This window comes from Sphingomonas sp. CFBP 13720, assembly GCF_014842075.1.
In the GTDB taxonomy this organism is placed as follows: domain Bacteria; phylum Pseudomonadota; class Alphaproteobacteria; order Sphingomonadales; family Sphingomonadaceae; genus Sphingomonas.
Map to the genome: position 1 here is coordinate 51553 of NZ_JACYVA010000006.1, position 22106 is coordinate 73658.

22 protein-coding genes are annotated in these 22106 nt (G+C 66.8%); 15 read left to right on the forward strand and 7 right to left on the reverse strand.

The window, feature by feature from the left end:
• Positions 1-90 precede the first annotated feature (90 nt).
• Entirely contained in the window at positions 91-1533 is a 1443-nt protein-coding gene (locus tag IFT55_RS12750) for an MATE family efflux transporter (protein WP_342029308.1), read from the reverse strand.
• A gap of 203 nt (positions 1534-1736) precedes the next feature.
• Here IFT55_RS12750 and sppA point away from each other — a divergent pair, with 203 nt between their 5' ends.
• Together sppA and IFT55_RS12760 are read left to right on the forward strand one after the other, a co-directional pair.
• The gene (sppA, locus tag IFT55_RS12755; protein ID WP_192092636.1) at positions 1737-3626 is read left to right on the forward strand and encodes a signal peptide peptidase SppA; all 1890 of its coding nucleotides are present in this window, start codon (positions 1737-1739) and stop codon (positions 3624-3626) included.
• Positions 3623-4186 (forward strand): GNAT family N-acetyltransferase, encoded by a 564-nt coding sequence (locus IFT55_RS12760; RefSeq protein WP_192092638.1) that lies wholly within the window; start codon positions 3623-3625, stop codon positions 4184-4186. Before sppA ends, IFT55_RS12760 begins: the two co-directional genes overlap by 4 nt.
• Before the next feature lie 150 nt (positions 4187-4336).
• On the opposite strand, the gene IFT55_RS12765 is transcribed toward IFT55_RS12760, so the two are convergent.
• Positions 4337-4966, reverse strand: a complete 630-nt coding sequence (locus tag IFT55_RS12765) for a trimeric intracellular cation channel family protein (RefSeq protein WP_192092640.1) — start codon at positions 4964-4966, stop codon at positions 4337-4339.
• An 84-nt stretch (positions 4967-5050) separates the two neighbouring features.
• Between IFT55_RS12765 and IFT55_RS12770 the strand changes: the two genes are divergently transcribed.
• Entirely contained in the window at positions 5051-5707 is a 657-nt protein-coding gene (locus tag IFT55_RS12770) for a YoaK family protein (protein WP_192092642.1), read from the forward strand.
• Between the two features lie 22 nt (positions 5708-5729).
• On the opposite strand, the gene IFT55_RS12775 is transcribed toward IFT55_RS12770, so the two are convergent.
• Positions 5730-6122: a response regulator gene (locus IFT55_RS12775; protein WP_192092644.1), complete on the reverse strand. Its 393-nt coding sequence runs from the start codon at positions 6120-6122 to the stop codon at positions 5730-5732.
• Between the two features lie 45 nt (positions 6123-6167).
• On the opposite strand from IFT55_RS12775, the gene IFT55_RS12780 reads away from it, so the two are divergent.
• The 4 genes from IFT55_RS12780 (at position 6168) to IFT55_RS12795 (ending at position 8613) form a co-directional block, all read left to right on the forward strand.
• A complete protein-coding gene (locus IFT55_RS12780; RefSeq protein ID WP_192092646.1) occupies positions 6168-6437 on the forward strand; it encodes a DUF3572 domain-containing protein in 270 nt (89 codons plus the stop codon).
• A complete protein-coding gene (locus tag IFT55_RS12785; protein WP_192092647.1) occupies positions 6438-7061 on the forward strand; it encodes an HAD family hydrolase in 624 nt (207 codons plus the stop codon).
• Positions 7062-7093: 32 nt separating this feature from the next.
• Positions 7094-7558: a RidA family protein gene (locus IFT55_RS12790; protein WP_192092649.1), complete on the forward strand. Its 465-nt coding sequence runs from the start codon at positions 7094-7096 to the stop codon at positions 7556-7558.
• Between the two features lie 224 nt (positions 7559-7782).
• The gene (locus IFT55_RS12795) at positions 7783-8613 is read left to right on the forward strand and encodes a TorF family putative porin (RefSeq protein ID WP_192092651.1); all 831 of its coding nucleotides are present in this window, start codon (positions 7783-7785) and stop codon (positions 8611-8613) included.
• A 399-nt stretch (positions 8614-9012) separates the two neighbouring features.
• Here IFT55_RS12795 and IFT55_RS12800 read toward each other — a convergent pair whose 3' ends face one another.
• Positions 9013-9690: a DUF4197 domain-containing protein gene (locus IFT55_RS12800; protein WP_192092653.1), complete on the reverse strand. Its 678-nt coding sequence runs from the start codon at positions 9688-9690 to the stop codon at positions 9013-9015.
• Positions 9691-9838: 148 nt separating this feature from the next.
• On the opposite strand from IFT55_RS12800, the gene IFT55_RS12805 reads away from it, so the two are divergent.
• From IFT55_RS12805 to IFT55_RS12830, 6 genes are all read left to right on the forward strand, one after another.
• Positions 9839-10777 carry a DnaJ C-terminal domain-containing protein gene (locus IFT55_RS12805; RefSeq protein ID WP_192092654.1) on the forward strand — a complete coding sequence of 313 codons (939 nt, stop codon included), beginning with the start codon at positions 9839-9841 and terminating at the stop codon, positions 10775-10777.
• Between the two features lie 32 nt (positions 10778-10809).
• Positions 10810-11751 (forward strand): YhjD/YihY/BrkB family envelope integrity protein, encoded by a 942-nt coding sequence (locus tag IFT55_RS12810; protein WP_192092656.1) that lies wholly within the window; start codon positions 10810-10812, stop codon positions 11749-11751.
• Entirely contained in the window at positions 11748-12551 is an 804-nt protein-coding gene (gene fabI / locus IFT55_RS12815) for an enoyl-ACP reductase FabI (RefSeq protein WP_342029309.1), read from the forward strand. Before IFT55_RS12810 ends, fabI begins: the two co-directional genes overlap by 4 nt.
• Positions 12552-12556: 5 nt before the next feature.
• Positions 12557-13072 (forward strand): GNAT family N-acetyltransferase, encoded by a 516-nt coding sequence (locus IFT55_RS12820; RefSeq protein WP_192092658.1) that lies wholly within the window; start codon positions 12557-12559, stop codon positions 13070-13072.
• A complete protein-coding gene (aroC, locus tag IFT55_RS12825) occupies positions 13069-14136 on the forward strand; it encodes a chorismate synthase (RefSeq protein WP_192092662.1) in 1068 nt (355 codons plus the stop codon). Before IFT55_RS12820 ends, aroC begins: the two co-directional genes overlap by 4 nt.
• Positions 14137-14262: 126 nt before the next feature.
• Positions 14263-14613, forward strand: a complete 351-nt coding sequence (locus tag IFT55_RS12830; RefSeq protein ID WP_192092664.1) for a hypothetical protein — start codon at positions 14263-14265, stop codon at positions 14611-14613.
• 175 nt (positions 14614-14788) lie between these two features.
• Here the strand turns inward: IFT55_RS12830 and IFT55_RS12835 are convergent, their stop codons facing one another.
• The gene (locus IFT55_RS12835) at positions 14789-16078 is read right to left on the reverse strand and encodes an adenylosuccinate synthase (RefSeq protein WP_192092666.1); all 1290 of its coding nucleotides are present in this window, start codon (positions 16076-16078) and stop codon (positions 14789-14791) included.
• Between the two features lie 171 nt (positions 16079-16249).
• Between IFT55_RS12835 and IFT55_RS12840 the strand changes: the two genes are divergently transcribed.
• A complete protein-coding gene (locus IFT55_RS12840) occupies positions 16250-17251 on the forward strand; it encodes a fumarylacetoacetate hydrolase family protein (protein WP_192092668.1) in 1002 nt (333 codons plus the stop codon).
• 372 nt (positions 17252-17623) lie between these two features.
• On the opposite strand, the gene IFT55_RS12845 is transcribed toward IFT55_RS12840, so the two are convergent.
• Both IFT55_RS12845 and IFT55_RS12850 read right to left on the reverse strand, forming a co-directional pair.
• Positions 17624-18898, reverse strand: coding sequence for an Hsp70 family protein (locus IFT55_RS12845; RefSeq protein WP_192092670.1), 1275 nt, complete (start codon positions 18896-18898; stop codon positions 17624-17626).
• Between the two features lie 466 nt (positions 18899-19364).
• Positions 19365-19826, reverse strand: a complete 462-nt coding sequence (locus IFT55_RS12850) for a hypothetical protein (protein ID WP_192092672.1) — start codon at positions 19824-19826, stop codon at positions 19365-19367.
• A 98-nt stretch (positions 19827-19924) separates the two neighbouring features.
• Here IFT55_RS12850 and IFT55_RS12855 point away from each other — a divergent pair, with 98 nt between their 5' ends.
• Positions 19925-22084, forward strand: a complete 2160-nt coding sequence (locus tag IFT55_RS12855) for a M3 family metallopeptidase (protein ID WP_192092674.1) — start codon at positions 19925-19927, stop codon at positions 22082-22084.
• The last annotated feature ends 22 nt before the right edge of the window (positions 22085-22106 follow it).

Genomic DNA, 22106 nt, shown 5'->3' on the forward strand with positions numbered 1-22106 from the left:
AGCGCCCCGGATATGTGGAGGCGTTCATCCACCGTCAAGGCGCGGGGAACAAATTTGCGGACGCGGCGTGGCGGCAACCGGGCAGGGCGTTCAGCGAACCCCGACCAGCCCCAGTCGTTCGCGGCGACGCCAACGGTCGACAAGAAGGACGGCAACGACCAGCAGCCCGAGCGCAAGACCGATCCAGATGCCGATGCCACCCATCGGCGTCCAGAATCCTAGGAGGACGGACGTGGCGAACCCGATCGCCCAGTATCCGACCAGCGCGATCACCATCGGCACGCGGGTGTCCTGCACCCCGCGCAGCACGCCAGCCGCCACGGCCTGCGCCCCGTCGAACAACTGGAACAGCGCCGCGATCGCGAGATACTGGACCGCCAGTGCGACCATCGCCGCATTGGCCTGGGCACCGGTATCGACATAGACGCCGACGAACGCGCGGGGAAACGCCCATAGCAGGGTCGCAGTAACGACCATGAAGCCGGTGCCGACCGCCAGCGCCGACCACCCTGCACGGGCCATCCATTGCCGGTCGCCCGCGCCATAGGCCATACCGACCCGGATCGTGGCCGCCTGTGCGATCCCGAACGGCACCTGGAACAGGAACGCCGCGATCTGGAGCGCGATGGCATGCGCTGCGACCTCCGTCACGCCGATCCGCCCCATCAGGAACCCTGCGGCGGAGAACAGCGCCCCCTCGAACGTCATCGTCGCGGCGATCGGCAGGCCCAGCACCACGATCTGGCGCAGTCGCGACCATTCGTGCCGCCACCACCGCCCGAACAGGCGGAAGCGCCGCAGCCGTCGGTCGCCGATCAGGACGATCGCATAGGCGGCGGTCATCGCGATGCTGGTCGACAGGCTGGCGATCGCCGATCCTTCCAGCCCCCATGCCGGAAAGCCCAGATTGCCGAACACCAGCAGCCAGTTGGCGAAGATCGACACGCCCAGCCCCAGCGCGGTGATCGCCATCGCCCAGCCGGGCCGGCCGAGCGCCGCCGCCGTGATGCGCATCACCGTACCGGTCAGCGCCGGGATCAGCGCCCATAACAGGATGTCGAGGAACGCGTCCGCCCGCGCCGCAACGGTCGCGTCCTGTCCGGTTGCCAGCAGCATCGCCTGACCGTGCGACATCGCGATCATGAACGGGACGCTGCCCAGCACCGCGATCCACATCGCCATGCGGAACGACCGGCGTACTTCACGCACCGCATGGCGGCGCTGGCCGAGTTCGGCGGCGATGATCGGCGCGGCGGCACCGATCAGCCCCGACAGCGCAAACAGAATGACGCCATAGATATAGACGCCGAGCGTGGCGGCAGCCAGTTCGACCTCCCCCAACCGCGCCACGAACACGACATCGACGGCATAGACCGCCATCTGCAACAGGTTCGCGCCGACCAGCGGTGCCGCGAGGCGCAGCGTCGCCGCCAGTTCGGCCCGCGCCGTCGCGGGCGCGGCGGCAGACGTGAAGGGTATGGGCGGCATCACGGACACCGGGGGCGTGTAGAAGCTGCCGACGCGGAACGCCATAACCTCTCCACCGTCGAGCGGGTGCATGCAGGACGGGACCAAAAGGAATGTGCCGCAAGCGTTGCGGCGTCGAGCAGGCCACCCTTTCTTCCGGCCCGCGCCCAACTCAGCGGCGCACGTCCTCTGGCCAGAAAGATGTTTCTGTTTACTCCCCCGGCACCCCCGCTATTTATCGGGGCACGATAAGTCCCGAAGGAAATCGCGTGAAGCTCGTCCGTGGTGCGTGGAAATTGCTGGTCGGTATCAAGGATGCGCTGGTGCTCCTTGCGATGCTGTTGTTTTTCGGAATGTTGTTCGCGCTGCTGTCGTCGCGGCCCAATACGCGCATCACCGACGGCGCGCTGGTGCTTGACCTGTCGGGATCGATCGTGGAACAGCCGGCGGAGGCCGATCCCGTCGCCGCATTCTCGGGACAGAAGCTGACGCAGCAGCTTCGGCTGCGCGACGTAGTCCGGGCGCTGGACGCGGCGAAGGACGATGCACGTGTCAAGGCGGTGGTGCTTGACATGGATCGCTTCGCGGGCGGCTATCCAGCGACGCTGGCCGAAGTCGGCGATGCCGTGGCGCGGGTCCGTGCCGGGGGCAAGCCGGTACTGGCCTATGCCACGCTCTATACCGACGGTGCGTACCGCATCGCGTCGAACGCCAGCGAGATCTGGCAGAACCCGTTCGGCGGCACGATGTTTCGCGGCCCCGGCGGATCGCAGCTTTATTACAAGGGTTTGATCGATAAGCTGGGCGTCAACGCCCACGTCTACCGCGTCGGCGAGTTCAAATCGGCGGTCGAGCCGTTCACGCGCGCCGACCAGTCCGAGCCGGCCCGTGCGGCGAATCAGGCGCTGTACGGCGCGATCTTCGACCAATGGCGCTCGGCGATCACGAAGGCGCGGCCCAAGGCACAGATTGATGCGTTCCTGACGCGCCCGGTGGAGCTGGTACAGGCGGTCGGCGGCGACGTGGCACAGGCCAATCTTCGCGGAGGGCTGGTCGATCATCTGGGCGACCGGATCGCGTTCGGACAGCGCGTCGCCAAACTGGCGGGCGCGGAAGCCGGCAAGGCGATCGGCAGTTTCCGCACGATCGGGTACGCCAACTGGCTCGCCGCGCATCCGGTGCCGCGCGGCGGCGACGCGGTCGGCGTCATCACCGTGGCGGGCGAAATCGTCGACGGACAGGCTGGGCCGGGCACCGCGGGCGGCGACACCATCGCCGGACTGCTGCTCGACGGTCTGGCCAAGCGCAACCTGAAGGCATTGGTCGTCCGCGTCGATTCGCCCGGCGGATCGGTGCTGGCATCCGAACGCATCCGCCAGGCGATCCTGCAAGCAAAGAACGTCAACAAGATACCGGTCGTGGTATCGATGGGTGGCCTTGCCGCGTCGGGCGGATACTGGGTATCGACGCCGGGCGACGTGGTGTTCGCCGAACCCAATACGATCACCGGATCGATCGGCGTGTTCGGCGTGATCCCGACGTTCGAGAACACGCTGGCGAAGGTCGGCGTCAGCGCCGATGGTGTCGCCACGACGCCGTTGACCGGGCAGCCCGACGTCCTGCGCGGCACCAGCCCGGCATTCGATGCCATCATGCAGGGCGGCGTCGAGGATATCTATCGTCGCTTCACCGGGCTGGTCGCGCAGTCGCGCAAGCTGCCGCAGGCGCGTGTCGACCAGATCGGGCAGGGCCGGGTTTGGGACGGCGGCACGGCGCGCCAGTTGAAACTGGTCGACCGGTTCGGCAATCTGGACGACGCGGTGGCCGAAGCGGCGAAGCGCGCGAAGCTCGACCCGGCAAAGGTCCACGCGGTCTATCTGGACAAGGAACCGAGCGCGCTCGACCAGTTGATCCGCAGCTATGCCGAACGCAACCGTGAAGAAGGCGAGGGTGGGGAGGCGGCGACCGACCTGATCGGTCATGTCGCGCGCGAACAGCGCGGGATGCTGACACAGGCGCTGGGCGACGCGCGGCGGATGCTGTCGGGCCGTGCCGGGGTGCAGGCCCGCTGTCTGGAATGCGCCGGTATGGGGCCGGTCGCGGCGTCGGCAGACGATGCGTCGCTGTTCGATCTGATCGTCGCGCGGTTCGGCCTGTGATCGCGATCCGCGCCGCCCGGACCGAGGATGCGGCGGCGATCGCCGCGATCTATGCACCCTATGTACTGGGCGGCACGGTATCGTTCGAAACCGAGGCACCCGATGCGCGCGCGATCCGGCATCGAATGAGCGGCAGCGACGGGCTGTACCCATGGCTGGTCGCGACGACCGGCGAAGCGGACGGCGACGCGGTATTGGGCTATGCCTATGCCACGACGTTCCGCGAGCGGCCGGCGTATCGCTATGTCGTCGAAACGTCGATCTATATGGGTGGCGGCACGCAACACCCCGGCGCGGGGCGCATCCTGTACGAAGCGCTGGTCGACACGTTGCGCGCACAGGGGTTCACGCAGGCGGTCGGCGTGCTGTCGCTACCCAACTCCGCTTCGATCGCGCTGCACGAAGCGGTCGGTTTCCGCCGGGCGGGGGTGTATCGCGAAATCGGGTTCAAGCAGGGCCGGTGGATCGACGTCGGCTTCTGGCAGTGCGCGCTGAACGAAGGTACGATCCCACCCAAGGAGCCGCGCCCCTTCCGCGACGTGGGTGTCGTGCGCGGCTAGGGCCGATCCGCATTCCATAAGGACGCACTGAAAAGGCTGGTTTGGCGTGACGCTGACCGGAGCGCACGAACGCTATGTCAGCATCGTAAGCGCAAGGCTGGCGTTTGCAGGGCGTCAGGGCTGGATGCAGATCGGTAATCGAGCGTTTCCCTACCGTTTGCCGCCATAGGCCGGAAGCGCCAGCCGGAACCGGATCGCCGCCCCGCGCAGCGCGAATCCCGCCGCCGCCGCCGGAAACGCCGCGACGAACGGGGGCAGTCCCGCCGCGACCAGCGCGACGTGCAGTCCGGCCGCCAGCGCCGCCGCCGTGACATAGAGTTCGGGGCGGATGAGGATCGACGGCACCCCGGCAAGTACGTCGCGCAGGATGCCGCCGACGCACGCCGTCAGCACACCCATCAAGGCCGCCTGAAACTCCGGCACGCCCCATGTCAGCGCCTTGGCCGCGCCGAACACCGCATAGGCGGCCAGTCCCGCCGCATCGAGCCATTCGAGCGCACGTTCGCGCCACCAGCGTTCGGGCGTGAGCCACACCGCCGACGCGACCGCGACGCAGATCGCGGCGACCGGCGACCCATGGACCCAGAAGACCGGTGCCCCGATCAGCAGGTCGCGCACCGTACCGCCACCGACGCCGGTCACGAGCGCGAAGAAGATCGCGGTCACGAGCGTCTGTCCCGTCCGCGCCGCCGCCAGCGCGCCCGATGCCGCGAACACGGCGATGCCGATCATGTCGAGCGCGCCGAGCATCTGGCCGAGCGCCTGCGGGGAAGGAACCATATCCTCCGCCTATCGCGGCCGGCGCGATCGGACCAGTCCCGATCCCCCTTGTCGAGCGCGCGCCCGATCGGGCAAGGGAAGGCGATGCGACGCCTGACCCCTGCCGCGACTCTCGCGACCACGCTGCTCGCGGCGCTGGCCGGTGTGGTCGACGCGCTGGCGTTCCAGAGCCTTGGCGGTTTCTTCGCCTCGTTCATGAGCGGCAATTCGACCCGGTTGGGCATAGGCCTTGCCGACGGGTGGAGCGGGGCGGCTGCGACGGCTGCCGCGCTGCTGCTGGCGTTCGTATGCGGGACGATGCTGGGCACGATCGCGGGCGCGGCGGCCACCGAACGGCTCGGTGCGGCACGTCGGCCCGAAGCGGTGATGGGCGTCGTCACGTTGTTGCTGGCATGCGGCGCGGCGCTGTCCGGCTTCGTGCCGATCACGCTTGCCATGTTGCCGCTGGCCGCCGCGATGGGCGCACAGAACGGGGTCGTCGCGCCGGGCGGGGAGGTGCGGATCGGTCTGACCTACATGACCGGGACGCTGGTGCGGATCGGACAGCGTCTGGCCCGGCGCCTGTTGGGCGAAAAGGAAGCGCCCGGCCTGCGGCGGGAGCTGTTGTTGTGGCTCGGCTTCGTCGCGGGCGTGGTGGCAGGGGCGCTGTGGTGGCACTGGCTGGGACTGGCGGCGCTGTGGGTCGCGGCGGCGGCGTCGGCCGCGCTGACGATGCTGGTCGCGCGGGTCACGCTCGACTGAACGCGCGACCCGCACGGGCGCGCTATTCCGTGCCGGTCGTGCCGTCCGTCTCGGGCAACAGTGCGCGGATCTCCCCGATGAAGCGCGCAAGTGAAATCGGTTTGGTGATATAGGCGTTCGCCCCGGCGGCGCGGACGCGATCCTCGTCGTCGCGTCCCGAATAGGCGGTGACCGCCATGATCGGAATCGTGCGAAGGCGCGTATCGGCCTTCAGCATCGCGATCAGTTCCAGACCGGTCATGTGCGGCAATTGGATATCGGTGACGATCAGGTCGGGCTGGAACGCGCGCGCGCGCGTCACCGCCTCACGCCCGTCGCGCACCGGCTCCGTTTCGAATCCGTGTGCGCGCAGCAGGTCGCAAAACAGTTTCAGGTTGAGTTCGTTGTCCTCGACAACGAGTACCCTTTTTGCCACGCGCGTCTTCGCTTCCCCACCAAGGTTCGAAAGGTTGTCTAGGCGATGCGCGGGACGGAGACAAACGAAGACGCTGCGACGCTGGCACTGGGCGCGCTGGCATGGGTCGTCGGCGATCCGACGCGCGCCGAACGTTTCCTTGCGCTGACCGGGATCGATCCGGGGGAGTTGCGCGCGCGGGCGGCCGACCCGGCGTTTCTGGCGCAATTGCTGGGATATCTGGAGGCGCACGAACCCGATCTGATCGCCTGCGCCGACGCGCTGGGCGTCGCCCCGACCGCGCTGGTCGGTGCCCGCATGACACTGGAGTCCTGAATGAAGCCGCTGCTCATCACCGATTGCGACGAAGTGCTGCTGCACATGGTGCGTCATTTCGGCACATGGCTGGACGAGGCGCACGCGATCGATTTCCGCATGTCGGGCGGCGATTTCGCGTCGTCGATGGCCCGCGCCGATGGCACCGTGCTGGAACGCGACGAGATGTGGGCGCTGCTCGACGGATTCTTTCCGGCGCAGATGGGGCGGCAGACGCTGGTGCCGCATGCGCGGACGGCGCTGGCGACGCTGGCGGAACAGGCCGACATCGTCGTGCTGACCAATTTGCAGGATCATTGTCGGTCGCACCGCATCGAACAGCTCGCGGCGCATGGCATTGTGCACCGTGTCGAATGCAATCAGGGCGGCAAGGGGACGCCGGTCGCGCGGCTGGTCGCCGAATATGGCGCGTCGGTCGCGGTGTTCGTCGACGATCTGGCGGTGCATCATCAATCGGTCGCCGACGAGGCACCGGGCGTCCACCGGCTGCACATGGTGTCCGAACCGACCCTGGCCCCGCACGTCCCGCCCGCGCCCGCCGCGCATGCCCGGATCGACGACTGGACGGAGGCGCAGCGCTGGATCGAGGCACGCTTCGCCGAGCGTGCACCGGCACGGACTTGACGGCGCGGGCGCGTCGGTCGAGGAACACGACCATGGCATATGACATCCCCGCAAAGCTGGCCGAACTCGGCCTGACCCTTCCCGCCGCCGCCGCGCCGGTCGCCGCTTATGTCGCGGCGGTCGAGGGCGGTGGCCTGCTCCATCTGTCCGGGCAGTTGCCGTTCGACGACGGCGAACTGATGACCGGCCGGGCGGGCGAGGACCGCGACCTCGCCTTCGCCACCACCGCCGCGCAGAAATGCGGGCTGATGATCGTGGCGCAGGCCGAAAAGGCGCTGGGCAGCCTCGACCGGATCGAACGGGTCGTGAAGCTGGGCGTGTTCGTCAATTCGGCGGCGACGTTCACCGACCAGCCGAAGGTCGCGAACGGCGCGTCGGAACTGATGGTTGCGTTGTTCGGCGATGCCGGGCGTCACGCCCGCAGCGCGGTTGGCGTACCGGTGCTGCCGCTGGGCGCGGTGGTGGAGATCGACGCGATCCTCGCGATCCGCGACTGACCCGGCGAACGGGGCGGCGGCATCGCCGTCGTCCCGGTGTGTTGCGATGGCGCAACAGCATGCGCGTCATCGCAATCGTTTCGGCAATTTTCATTGTGCGGCGCGGAACGGTTGGGCAATAGCATGTCTCGACGGTCAGACCGCACGGGTCCTTTGAGGATCACGTAAACAGCGGCAACCGACGACGCAGGAGAATCATCCCGTAACCACAGAAAGGGTTTACGATGCGATTCTCGAAACTGATCCCGGCCGCGTTCCTCGCTTCCGCATTCGCCATGCCGGCCATGGCGCAGGACACCGCTCCCCCCGAACCGATCACGATCAGCGGCAGCGCAAGCGTCGCGTCCGACTATCGTTTCCGCGGCGTGTCGCAGACCGACAAGAACGTCGCGGTACAGGGCGGCATCACCATCGCGCACGAAAGCGGCGTCTATATCGGCACCTGGGGTTCGAACCTTGCCGGATGGGGCACGTTCGGCGGCGCCAATCTCGAACTCGACCTGATCGCTGGATACAAGAAGACGTTCGACACCGCGACGGTGGACGTCGGTGTGACGTGGTACACCTATCCGGGCGGCTTCGACGAAACCGACGTCGTCGAATTCTATGGCAAGCTGACGGGTACGGCCGGTCCCGCCACGCTGACCGCAGGCGTCTTCTATGCGCCCAAGCAGACTTCGCTCAGCTATGTCACCGCATCGGCCACGCCGTTCATCGCGGGTGACGGCGGCAAGGAAGATAATATCTACCTGTCGGGCGATGCCGCTGCGGGCGTGCCGAATACACCGGTGACCTTGAAGGCGCATATCGGATATTCGGACGGCAATCCGGGTCTCGGCCCCAACGGCACCAGCCTTGCCCCGACTGGAAAATACTGGGACTGGTCGCTGGGTGCGGACTTCACGTACAAGAACCTGACGCTGGGTGTCGCCTATGTCGACACCGACATTTCCAACAGCGAGGCGTTCTACCTGACGCCGAACTTCAGCAAGACCACGAACGGCAGCCCGATCGCGGCCGGCACCGGACTGGTTTCGCTGACCGCCGCATTCTAATCGTTCGATCGAGTTGCGGGGGCCGGAGCGACGGATGTCGTTCCGGCCTTCTGCGTTTCAAGAGCGGCGGTTCGATCGGCGGCGGACCGTCTGGTCGTAGGTGAGCCGGTCAGTCGCGGCATGCGCTACGGCATACGGGTCGTAGGTCGGGCAACCGGCTGCCGTCGATCGGCGATGCCGGGGTTGGTTGACCTGTTCTGGCATGACACCCGGAGCAGAGTGGAAGCCGGTTTTGCGGAGTGTCGGTCGACTCCGTCAGGGTCGGCGGGCGTGGGGGATGCCATAGTGCTTCCGCGACGACCGATGGGCATACCCGCACAGACCATTCCTTGACCCGCACGCCCTGCTGTCCGCCTTCGGGAGCGGCCTGCGGCGTCGCCTATCCGTTCCGCTGATCTATCAGCGTCCCGTCCCGAGTAGCAGCGCGGTGAGGACCGGATCGCCGCTGCGGCGCGGGTCGGCGCGGATTGCCGCTTCCTCGCGCCCGATCGCGCGGAAGATGGCGGCACCCGCTTGATCGGCGGCGGAACGGGCGATCGCGGTGTAGTCGATGCCGGTCTGCGCCGTGACGATCGCCGACAGGATTTCGGCGGCGTCGGATTGCAGGCCGCTGGCGAATTCCGGGAACAGCGCTTCCACCACCGCGCCGCGCGTCGATCGGGCGAGCAGATCGGTGGCTGCCGTCGGACCGCCGCGCAGGACCGCCAGCGCATCGTTCAGCGTCAGCCCCCGAATCGCGTCGAGCACGATCGGGGTCGCACGATCGGCGGCGTCGACCGCGACGTCGTTCATCGCCATCGCGATCCGCCCGCGTACGGCATTGGTGCGCAGCACCGCCGCCAGCACCCCGTTCTGCCCACCGGTCTCCGGCAGTGTCAGCCGGGTCAGCTGGTCGTCGTAAAAGCCGCCCGGTCGGATCAGCCGTTCGAACGCGCGCTGGCTCGACAGGGTCAACAGCCGGCGAACGCCTTCGTCGATCCCGTAGCTGCCAAGCGGCGTGGCGCAGCCGGCCAGCCCGGCAAGCGGCAGCAGCGAGGCCCAGCCGAGAATGCGGCGGCGGGAACAGGTTATGATCATTTGCACTCTTTCGATTGGGCGTCCGGGGTGACCGATGCCGTTCCGGGCGTGAACGATCGTTGAACCGGGGTTGGGGATGGCATCGTTTTGGGGCATCGGCGCGCGCAGGACCATTGCCGTTCCGCGCGGCTGGCCCTAGCTACGCGACATGGCAGACCCTTATGCAGTTCTGGGCGTCGCGCGCGACGCGAGCGAAGCGGATATCAAGAAAGCGTATCGCACGCTGGCCAAGGAACTGCATCCCGACCGCAACAAGGACAACAAGGCCGCGTCCGATCGTTTTTCGAAGGTGACGCAGGCGTATGACCTGCTGACCGACAAAGCGAAGCGCGCGCGTTTCGATCGTGGCGAGATTGACGGCGACGGCAATCCCGCCTCTCCGTTCGGCTATGGTCAGGCACCCGGCGGCTTCCGCCCCGGACCGGGCGGGCGCGGCGGGTTCGAACCGGGCCCGGATGGCGGGGCCGGTGACTTTTCGGATATATTCGAAGGGCTGTTCGGCGGTCGCGGCACCGCCGGCGGCGGTTTCTCCAGCGGTTTCGGCAAGCGGCAGCAGCAGCAGGTGAAGGGTGGCAACGTCGCCTATCGCCTGAAGGTGCCGTTCGAGGATGCGGCGACGCTGAGTCCGCAGCGTATCACGCTGGCCGACGGCAAGACGATCGACCTCAAGCTGCCGCCCGGCGTCGAGACGGGAACGCAGATGCGGCTGTCGGGCAAGGGCGATCCGGGACCAGGCGGCGCGGGCGATGCGATCGTGACAATCGAGGTGCAGCCGCATCGCTTCCTGACCCGCGACGGCGACGATGTGCGCATCGACCTGCCGGTCGGGCTGGCCGAGGCGGTACTCGGCGCGAAAGTGCGCGTGCCGACGGTCGAGGGCCCGGTGATGCTGAGCGTGCCCGCAGGATCGACGTCGGGCAAGACGCTGCGGCTCAAAGGGCGCGGGTTTCACCGAAAGGACGGTGCGCGCGGCGATCAACTGGTGACGTTGCTGGTCGACCTGCCCGCCGACGACGCCGCGCTGGCCGAATTCGTCGCGGGCTGGGAAGGGCGGACGATGGACCCGCGCGGGAAGTTCGGGGTTTGACCGGTTCCTGAACCGGCCGGAGCCGCGCGACCGTGAACCAGCCGTCCCCCGAAAGCCCCGAAGTCCGCCGCCGCGAAGGTCGGCCGGCGCTGTCGCGGCTGCATCTGCCCGCGCGGACGATCGAGGTCGTCAAGCGCGTCGCGATCGGCACGTATAACGACGGGTTCACCCATGCGGGCAACCTTGCCTATCTATCGCTGCTGACGCTGTTCCCGTTCTTCATCGTCGCGGCGGCGATCGCGCGGGCGTTCGGGCGGGGGCAGGACAGCATCCATGCGGTGACGGCGTTCCTGCAGACCGTGCCGCCCGAAGTCGCCACCGTGTTGCAGCAACCGATTCTGGACGTGTTGCAGGCGCGGTCGGGGTCGCTGCTATGGCTGGGTGCGCTGGTCGGGTTGTGGACGACGACCGGCTTCATCGAAACAGTGCGGTCGATCCTGCGACAGGCCTATGGCGTGCCGTTTTTCCGTCCGTTCTGGGAATATCGATTGGGATCGATCGGCCTGATCGTCGGGTCGGTAGTACTGTTGATGCTGGCATTCAGTTTCCAGGTGGTGCTGGTCGGCGTCGAACAGCTGATCTATCGCGCGCTGCCGTTCCTGGCGCCCTATGCTGGCTATCTCTCGGTCGCGAAGATCGCGCCCGCACTGGCGCTGTTCGGCGCGCTGTACATCCTGTTCTATTCGCTGGCGCCGAAGAAATATCGCTATTCGAAATGTCCGAAATGGCCCGGCGCGGCGTTGACCGCCGGGGTGTGGATCGGCACGACGCAGCTCTTGCCGCTCGCGATCGACGCGTTGGGCGGGTATGATCGCACCTATGGCAGTCTGGCCGGCGTGATGATCGCGCTGTTCTTCTTCTTCATCGTCGGTCTTGGCGTCGTGATCGGTGGAGAGTTGAACGCGGCGCTGGCGGAAACCCCCGGCCCCGCGCTAGAGGGTTCGGTGAACGACGAAAAAGGGATAGTTGCGTGAGCGGACTGATGCAGGGCAAGCGTGGGGTTATCATGGGCCTCGCCAATGATCGATCGCTGGCATGGGGCATCGCCAAGCAACTGGCCGCGCAGGGGGCCGAACTGGCCTTCACCTATCAGGGCGAGGCGCTGGAACGGCGGGTCCGTCCGCTGGCGGCGGAACTCGGCGCGGATTTCCTGATCGAATGCGACGTTGCCGACATGGGCGCGCTGGATACCGCGTTCGATACGGTCGCGGCGCGGTGGCCGACGATCGACTTCGTCGTCCATGCGATCGGATTTTCGGACAAGAACGAGCTGCGCGGACATTATTACGATACCAGCCTCGACAATTTTCTGATGACGATGAACATCAGCGTCTATTCGTTCACCGCGGTGGCGAAGCGGGCGCGGGCGTTGATGCCGAACGGCGGCAGCCTGTTGACGCTGACCTATTACGGGTCGGAAAAGGTCGTGCCGCATTACAACGTGATGGGCGTGGCGAAGGCCGCGCTGGACATGTCGGTCAAGTATCTGGCGATGGACATGGGGCCGGAAAACATCCGGGTGAACGCCATTTCGGCTGGGCCGATCAAGACGCTGGCCGCCAGCGGCATCGGCGATTTCCGCTATATCCTGAAATGGAACGAGCTGAACTCGCCGCTGCGCCGCAACGTCACGATCGACGATGTCGGCGGCGCGGGATTGTACCTGCTGTCCGATCTGGCGAGCGGCGTCACCGGCGAGATCCATCATGTCGATGCGGGCTACAACGTCATCGGCATGAAGGCCGAGGACGCACCCGACATCGCGCTGGCCTGAACCCGATGAGCATCATCCGTTCAGCGACCGCCGCCGATGCCCCGGCGGTCGATGCGGTGCTGCGCGCGTGTTTTCCGCGTGATGCGGAGGCGCAGCTGGTCCAGCGGCTGGCGATCGACGGCGATCTGGTGCTGGTGCTGGTCGCCGAGGATGCAGGCGCGGTGGTCGGGATGATCGCCGCCAGCCGCATGCACGTCACGGCGGACACGCGCGAAGTGCGCGGCGTCGCCATCGCGCCGCTGGCGGTGATGCGCGAGGCGCGCGGGGACGGCGTAGGCGAGGCGCTGCTGGCCGCCGCCATCGCGCATCTGCGCAGTGCGGGCGTCGAACTGGGCTTCGTGCTGGGCGATCCCGGCTATTATGGCCGGTTCGGGTTCGATGCGGCGACGGCGCGCGGGTTCGACAGTCCCTATGCCGGCGACCATCTGATGGGCATCCGGCTGAACGACGGCCCGTGCGTCCATGCGCCCGGCGTGGCGACGCACGCGCCCGCCTTTGCGGCATTGGGGGAGGGCGCATGAGCCACAACAGTTTCGGTCATCTGTTCCGTTTCACGACATGGGGCGAAAGCCATGGCCCGGCGCTGGGCGCGGTGGTCGACGGGTGTCCGCCTGGACTGACACTGAGCGAAGCGGATATCCAGCCATTCCTCGACGCACGACGGCCGGGGACGAGCCGGTTCACCACGCAGCGGCGTGAGCCGGACGCGGTGCGTATCCTGTCGGGCGTGTTCGACGGGCGGACCACGGGCACGCCGATCAGCCTGATGATCGAGAATGTCGATCAGCGGTCGAAGGACTATTCGGACGTGGCCAAGGCGTATCGTCCCGGTCATGCCGATTACGCCTACGACGCCAAATACGGCTTCCGCGACTATCGCGGCGGCGGGCGATCGTCGGCGCGTGAGACGGCGGCGCGGGTCGCGGCGGGTGGGGTGGCGCGACTGGTCATTCCCGAAGTGACGATCACCGCATGGGTCGAATCGATCGGCGGCGATGCGATCGATCCGGCGCGGTTCGATGCGGCGGAGATCGGTCGCAACCCGTTCTTCTGTCCCGACCCGGCGGCGGCGGCACGGTGGGAAGCGCTGGTCGATGGTGCGCGCAAGGCGGGGTCTTCGCTGGGCGCGGTCGTCGCCTGCCGTGCGGAGGGCGTTCCGGCGGGCTGGGGTGCGCCGCTCTATGCCAAGCTGGACGCCGAGCTGGCGAGCGCCGCCATGTCGATCAACGCGGTCAAGGGCGTCGAGATCGGCGATGGCTTCGCGGCGGCCGCACTGTCGGGCGAGGCGAATGCCGATCCGATGCGGCCGGGCGAAGGCGGACCGCAATTCATGGCGAACCATGCGGGCGGGATCGCGGGCGGCATTTCGACCGGACAGCCTGTGACGCTACGCGTTGCCTTCAAACCGACCAGTTCGATCCTGACGCCCGTCGACACGATCGGTCCCGATGGACAGGCGACGACGATCGCGACGAAGGGGCGCCACGACCCGTGCGTCGGTATCCGCGGGGTGCCGGTGGTCGAGGCGATGGTCGCACTGGTGCTGGCCGACCAGAAATTGCGTCATCGCGGGCAGATCGGATAAAGTTACCGCTGATCGGTCACGGTCTGCCGTGAAAATGAGTGAAACACAGGATAAGACGAGTAGGGGTTTCGGACCCTTTCGGCGTTTCGAGGCTTGTGTCTCCTGCTTGATGCAAGGAGAATTTCGATGCGCAAGACTATTTTCACGAGCCTGTTGATCCTTGGCGGAGCGACCGCCGCCGTTGCACAGGTGCCGACGACCCAGGGCCAGACCCCGCCGACCACCACGCAGGGAACGGTCGATCCGTCGCGGCCGACCCAGCCGCTGCCATCGACGACCGGCCCGACGAACCCCGTGCCGTCGGACCCGAGCCGTCCGAGCGAATCGACGGCGCCGACCGACGACACGACGACGTCGACGACCACCACAACGACGGACGATACGACGCCGCCGACCACCACTGGTGATGCGCCGACGACCACGACCGGGAATCCGTCCGGCACGACCACGCCGGGTACGACCGGCACGCCGCGCTGATCGATTGATAGCCGGCATGAAAAGGGCCCGCCCGGAGCGATCCGGGCGGGCCTTTCTTATGCGTCGATCTCGTCATGCCAGCGCCGGGTGGCGTCGTTCGTGGCTGTCGGTGCGCTCCGCCGCGGGCGACCCTAGCCTGCGCTGGAGCGACGTCAGTTCTGATCGGCCGATTCGATCAGTCGGCGAACGGATCGCGCACGAGGATCGTGTCGTCGCGCTCGGGGCTGGTCGATACCAGCGTCACCGGGCACTGGATCAGTTCCTCGATACGGCGGATGTACTTGATCGCCTGTGCCGGCAGTTCGGCCCAGCTACGTGCGCCCGCCGTGGATTCGGACCAGCCGGGAATGGTTTCGTACATTGGTTCGACCGCCATCTGGTCGGCGGCATGGGCGGGGAAATAATCGAGCGTCTCGCCGCGCAATTGGTAGCCGGTGCAGATGCGGATTTCGTCGAACCCGTCGAGCACGTCCAGCTTCGTCAGTGCGATGCCGGTGATGCCCGATACCGCCGCCGCCTGTCGCACCAGCACGCTGTCGAACCAGCCGCACCGACGCTTGCGCCCGGTCACCGTCCCGAATTCGTGACCGCGTTCGCCCAGCCGCTGGCCGGTGGCGTCCTCCAGTTCGGTCGGGAACGGACCCGATCCGACGCGCGTGGTATAGGCCTTGGCGATCCCCAGCACGAAACCGACCGCGCCCGGACCCATGCCCGACCCGCCGGCAGCGGTGCCTGCGATGGTGTTGGACGAGGTGACGAACGGATAGGTGCCGTGGTCGATGTCGAGCAGCACGCCCTGCGCGCCTTCGAACAGGATGCGCTTGCCGCGTGCGCGGGCGTCGGCCAGCACGCGCCACACCGGCTGGGCATAGGGCAGGACGAAGCCCGCGATCTCGCGCAGTTCCGCGACCAGCGCCGCACGGTCGATGGCGGGTTCGCCGAAGCCGGCGCGCAGCGCATCGTGATGCGCGGTCAGCCGGTCGAGTTGCGGTTCGAGCTGGTCGAGATGCGCGAGGTCGCACACACGGATCGCCCGGCGGCCGACCTTGTCCTCATAGGCCGGGCCGATGCCGCGCCGGGTGGTGCCGATCTTGCCCGCGCCGCTGGCGTCTTCGCGCAGCCCGTCGAGGTCGCGATGGAACGGCAGGATCAGGGCGCAGGTCTCCGCGATCATCAGCAGGTCGGGCGTGACCGAAACGCCCTGTTCACGCAGCCGTTCGATCTCCGCCTTCAGCGCCCATGGGTCGAGCACCACGCCGTTGCCGACGACCGACGGCGTGCCGCGCACGATGCCGGAGGGAAGCAGCGAAAGCTTGTACACATTGCCGCCGACGACCAGCGTGTGGCCGGCATTGTGCCCGCCCTGGAACCGGACGACCATGTCGGCCCGTTCGGCCAGCCAGTCGACGATCTTGCCCTTGCCCTCGTCGCCCCACTGGGCACCGACCACCGCTACGTTCGCCACGTCACCTATTCCCTATGCCTGCGCGTATCGCCGACGCACTAGGCCGGTCGCGCGCGCGCGTCCACACCGGCATGGGATGGATTGCAGGATTGTGACGACGGGACCGGCTCGACTTCGCGTAAACGGGCGCGCACAACGGGGGCCAACGATCGCGATCAGGAGAGCGCACCCATGAAACTCGCCAGCCTCAAGCAGGGCCGCGACGGCCGTCTGGTCGTCGTGTCGACCGATCTGGCATGGTATGCCGATGCCGGTTCGATCGTGCCGACGTTGCAGGCGGCGCTGGACGATTGGGACCGGGTGGAAGGCGACCTGCGCAACCTTGCCACCGATCTGGACCATGACGTCATTCCCAAGGAACGGTTCCACGAACGCGACGCCGCTGCGCCGTTGCCGCGTGCGTATCAATGGGCGGACGGATCGGCCTATGTGAACCATGTCGCGCTGGTGCGGCAGTCGCGCGGGGCGGAGATGCCCGACAGCTTCTGGCACGATCCGTTGATGTATCAGGGCGGGTCGGACGGGTTCCTGGGGCCGCGCGATCCGATCCCGGCGGGCGATCCGGCATGGGGATGCGATTTCGAAGGCGAGGTGGTCGTCGTGACCGGCGATGTGGCGGCAGGCGCGGACCGTGCGGAGGCGCTGGCGGCGGTGCGGCTGGTCGGGTTGACCAACGACGTTTCGCTGCGTGGGCTGATCCCCGGCGAACTGGCCAAGGGATTCGGTTTCTTCCAGTCCAAGCCGGCATCGGCATTCTCGCCGGTGTTCGTGACGCCCGACGCGCTGGGCGAATGGTGGAGCGACGGCAAGCTGCACCGGCGGCTGTGCGTCGACCTGAACGGCCAGCCGTTCGGGCGGGCGCAGGCGGGCGTGGACATGACGTTCGACTTCGGCACGCTGATCGCCCACGCCGCGAAGACGCGGGCATTGGGCGCGGGGACGATCATCGGATCGGGCACCGTGTCGAACCGCGACGCGGACGGTGGTCCCGGCACGCCGGTGGGCGAGGGCGGCGTCGGCTATTCCTGCCTTGCCGAAGTGCGTACGATCGAAACGATCCGGGGCGGGGCGGCGGTCACCCCGTTTCTGAAAGCCGGCGATACCGTGCGGATCTGGGCGGAGGACGATCGGCATCATCCGATCTTCGGGACGATCGAACAGTCGGTAATATAAGGACCGGGCGGTCGGTCGGAGCGCCAAAGGTCACGAAAGTCACACTCGTGCGCAGTTTCGCGCGGCGTCGTTCATGCTTCGCGATGCGCGTCCGGGCCGCCTTCTTCCAGCCGTCATTTCCGCCTGCGCGGGAAGACGGCTGCGGGCGGATAACGGCTGCAGTCGGTGCTAGCGCGCGATGATATCAGGTGGCGAAATAGCGTATCGAAGGACTGCCACGGTTGCTGCGATCCGCGCCTTCGACTGCGCTCGGTCGCTACTGAGCACGAACGGGCGACCCTAAACGCATCATGCTATGAGCCCGGCGATGCGAAAGAACGTGCGCCACCATGCCGGGCCGGGTGCGTGTAGGAAAGCGGGAACCACGTCCCGTCAGGCCAGCCACGCCGCCATGTCGTCCTGCTGCCCGATCAGTGCGAGGCCGTGCGCGACCGACGTCAGTTCGTTGCCGGATGCCAGCCGCGTCTCGCCGAAGCGTGCGGCGAACGCATTGCGGATCGCCGGGGTGAGCGAGGTGCCGCCGGTCAGGAACACGCGGTCGATCGCGTGCGCGTCGATCGCGGCGACTTCCAGCGCGCGGTCGACCGTGGCCATGATGCGCGCTAGGTCGTCGGCGATCCAGTGTTCGAACTGGGCGCGGGTCACGGGTGCCTCGATCGCGATCCCGCCGCCTTCGAAGCGGAATATCGTGTCGTCCTGTACGGACAGCGCCCGCTTCACCTGTCCGACGGCGTCGTAGAGCGGATAGCCCTGTTCGCCCTCGATCACGGCGATCATCCGTTCGATCGCGTCGGGATCGGTCGCGGCGCGGCGCAGCTTGTCCAGTTCGGCCATGGTCTTGCGGTTGCGCATCAGCGCAAGGCGTGACCAGTCGGAGAAATCGGTGAAGTGGCCGGCGGGAATCTCCAGCACCTTGTCGAACGATCGATAGGTGCCGCCCTTGCCCAGCAGCGGCAGGACCAGCCGGTCGAGGATACGGCGATCGAACTGGTCGCCCGCGATGCCGATGCCGGCATGGCCCAACGGGCGTGCGCGCCGGTCCGCGCCGGGCGATTCGAGCCGGACGACCGAGAAATCGCTGGTGCCGCCGCCGAAATCGGCGACGAGGATCGTGGCGGCGTGATCGAGCGCGGCGGCATGGCTGAACGCCGCGCCGAGCGGTTCGTAGACATAGGCGATCTGTGCACCCAACCCGGCGAACATCGCGTCATAGCGGGTGCGGGCCAGCGCCTCGTCGGGGCGATGGCCGGCATAGGTCACCGGTCGGCCCACGACGATCCGTTCGGCATCATCGAGCGCACCATGCGACCGCGCACGCATCCGTTCGAGGAAGCGCGCGCCCAGATCCTCGAACCGGTAGCGTTTGGTGAAGATGGGCGCAGTGTCGAAACTGGGGCTGGCCGCGACCGATTTGAACGACTGGAGGAAGCGGCATCCTTCGGGATAATGGAGATATTCGTCGATCGCCCATGGCCCCGCCTCGACCGCGATGCCGCCGGGCACCTCGTCCTGCCAGAAGCACAGCGCCGAGCGGAAGACGGCGTCCGTTCCCGAAGGCGCGTCGAGCGGAACCAGCGTCGCGCCGTCGCCGTCGGCGCGGGCAAGGACCGAGTTGGTCGTGCCGAAATCGAGACCGAGGATGGACATGCGCACGTGCTCCGGGGCGGGCGGCCGGCTTAGCCGGGATCGCGCGGGTGTGCCACCATGTGTTGGTGCACGCGATAGCGCGAAGAAGGAGGTTCTCGCGGAGGCTCGGGGGGTTGTGTCCGGTGGAGCGGTCGGGTCCGGGTTGTTCGTAATCCAGAGACTAAAGAATCAGAGGCGTGACGTTCTATCTTGAGTGCCATTGGACCTGTCGAAATAACGTATCGAAGGAGCCGGAGCAGTGCTTCGATACGCGCCTTCGACTTTGCTCAGTCGCTACTCTGCATGAACGGGCATACTGGGAATCCTCATGCTCTGGACAGCCTGCGCCAGTGGTGCGGCAAGTCTTTTAACTTCACTCGACAAGAAGGGGGCAGGCGATTAACTGGATCATGACAATCGTCGCCGCCGCAACGTCTTTGCGCCTCCGCGCCTTCGCGTAGAAAACCTTCGTCAATTCATGCGTCGATCATGCCAGCGTGCGGCGGACCGTTTCGTAGCAGTCGTCGATATGCGCATTGCCGACCAGCTTCATCGCACCGAAACTGATCCCCGCCGCCGCCACCTGTCCGGCGAAAGGGACGTAGCGGAGGAGGGATTTGGTGGCGTATCGTGCGCCTATACGCCGGATCAGCATCGTGACGATGCGGCGCGTGACCGAACGGCCGATGACGCCGTTGCCGAGATTGGCAGCGATCAGCAGGACTTGTTTGCCGCGCGCGGGTTCGAGCGCGGCGACCTGTGCCGCGTCCAGTCCGAACCGATGGTTGATGTCCGGCAGCAGTTTGGTGAGGATATTGGCATCGACGATCAGATCGGCACCCGGAATCGGCACCGCCGCTGCCCCGGCGGAAACGAGCGAGCGTTTGGTGACGAGGCGGCGCGCTTCGTCGCGGACGCGGTCGAGTTCGGCAAGGGTGGTGATCTGCATGTTGCCCCGTGATCGTTTCGTTCGCGCACCAACGCGCAACTTGCCAAGCGGCTCCCGATGGCTAGGCTCCGCACCATTCGACATTGAGAGAGTATTTCATGATCGCACGTATCGGCGCGCTGCTTGCCACCAGTGCCCTTGCCCTGCCTGCCGTTGGAGCCGCCATGCCGCAAGCGCCTGTCCCTGCTGCCCCCGCCGCCGCCCCGGCCCCTGCTCCTGCCGCCATCGACGCCACCCCGCTGACCGCGAAATGGACCGGACCCTATGAAGGGGTGCCGCCATGGGACAAGGTGACGGCGGCGATGTTCCCGGTCGCGTTCCCGGTGGCGATGGCGGACATGCGGCGCGAGATCCATGCGATCCGCGACGACCGCCGCCCCGCGACCTTCGCGACGGTGATCGAGCCGATGCAGCTGGCCGGGGACATGATGGACCGGGTCGGTTCGATGTGGGGCGTCTATACCAGCAATCTGGCGGACAAGGACGTGCAGGCGATCGATCGCGAATGGTCGCCGAAACTGTCGAAGTTCAACGACGAGCTGTTCCTCGACCCGAAGCTGTTCCAGCGTGTGAAGGCGGCGTACGACACCCGTGCCACGCAGCGGTTGAATGCGCAGCAGATGCGGTTGCTGGAGCGGACCTATCGCAGTTTCGTGCGGCGCGGCGCTTTGCTGAACGATGCGCAGCGGACGCAGGTGAGCGCGATCAACCAGCAATTGTCGGGCGTGTACAACGACTTCAGCCGCAAGGTACTGGCCGATGAGGAAACGTGGATCGTCGTCGACGATGCCCGGCAACTGGCGGGACTGCCCGAAAGCTTCGTCGCGTCGCTGAAGTCCGCCGCCGACGAGCGCGGGCTGGCCGGCAAATGGGCGATCGTCAACACGCGCTCGTCGGTCGCGCCGGTGCTGACCTATGCCGCCGATCGCAGTCTGCGGGAAAAGGTGTGGCGCGCCTTCACGATGCGTGGCGACAACGGCAACGCCAACGATACCAAGGCGACGATCGCGACGATCCTGAAGTTGCGGCAGGAGCGCGCGAAGCTGCTCGGCTTCCGCAACCATGCGTATCTGCGGATGGACGATACGATGGCGGAGACGCCGGCCAATGCGAAGGCGCTGATGATGCGCGTCTGGCCCGCCGCAGTGGCGCGGGTGCGCGAGGAAGTGGCGGACATGCAGGCGATCGCCGGGACGGGCATCACCATCGCGCCATGGGACTATCGGTTCTATGCCGAAAAGGTGCGCAAGGCGAAATACGACCTCGATGAAAGCGAGGTGAAGCCATATCTGCAACTCGACAATATCGTGCAGGCTGCGTTCTATGCGGCGGGACGGTTGTACGACCTGAAGTTCACGGAGAATACCGGGCAGATCCCGGTGTTCGAAAAGAACGTGCGGACGTTCGTCGTCACCGATGCGCGCGACGGGTCGAATGTCGGGGTATTCTATCTCGACAATTTCGCGCGGTCGGGCAAGCGGTCGGGGGCATGGGCGACGCGTTATCGCGGGCAGCAGAAGCTGGGCGGCGATACCAACGTGCTGGCGTCGAACAACAACAACTTCCTGAAGGGCGGGGCGGGCCAGCCGACGCTTATCAGCCTCGACGATGCGACCACGCTGTTCCACGAATTCGGCCATGCGATCCATTCGCTGGTGCAGGACGTGACCTATCCCGGATTGAGCGGCACGCCGCGCGACTTCGTCGAATATCCCAGCCAGGTGAACGAGAACTGGTTGCTGACGCGCGACGTGCTCGACCGGTTCGCGAAGCATTACCAGACCGGACAGGCGATGCCGCAGGCGCTGGTCGACAAGATCGACAAGTCGTCGACGTTCAACCAGGGGTTCGCGACGGTCGAATATCTGTCGTCGGCGATCGTCGATATGGAATTGCACGACCGCGCCGAACCGGTGGCCGACGTGGCGGCGTTCGAACGCGACACGCTGGCACGGATCGGGATGCCGAAGGAAATGGTGATGCGGCACCGGTTGCCGCAGTTCAATCACCTGTTTGCGTCGGATGCCTATTCGGCCGGCTATTACTCCTATCTGTGGTCGGAAACGATGGACGCCGATACCTGGGCCGCGTTCGAAGCGACCGGCAACGTGTGGGACAAGGCGACGGCGGACCGGTTCCGCACGACGCTGCTGGCGACCGGGAACGAGACCGACCGGAAGGAAGCGTATCGCGCGTTTCGCGGACGCGACCCCGACGTGACCGCATTGTTCCGGCGTCGGGGGTTTCCGGTGGAGTAACGTCCGCAGCCTGTCCGGTGCG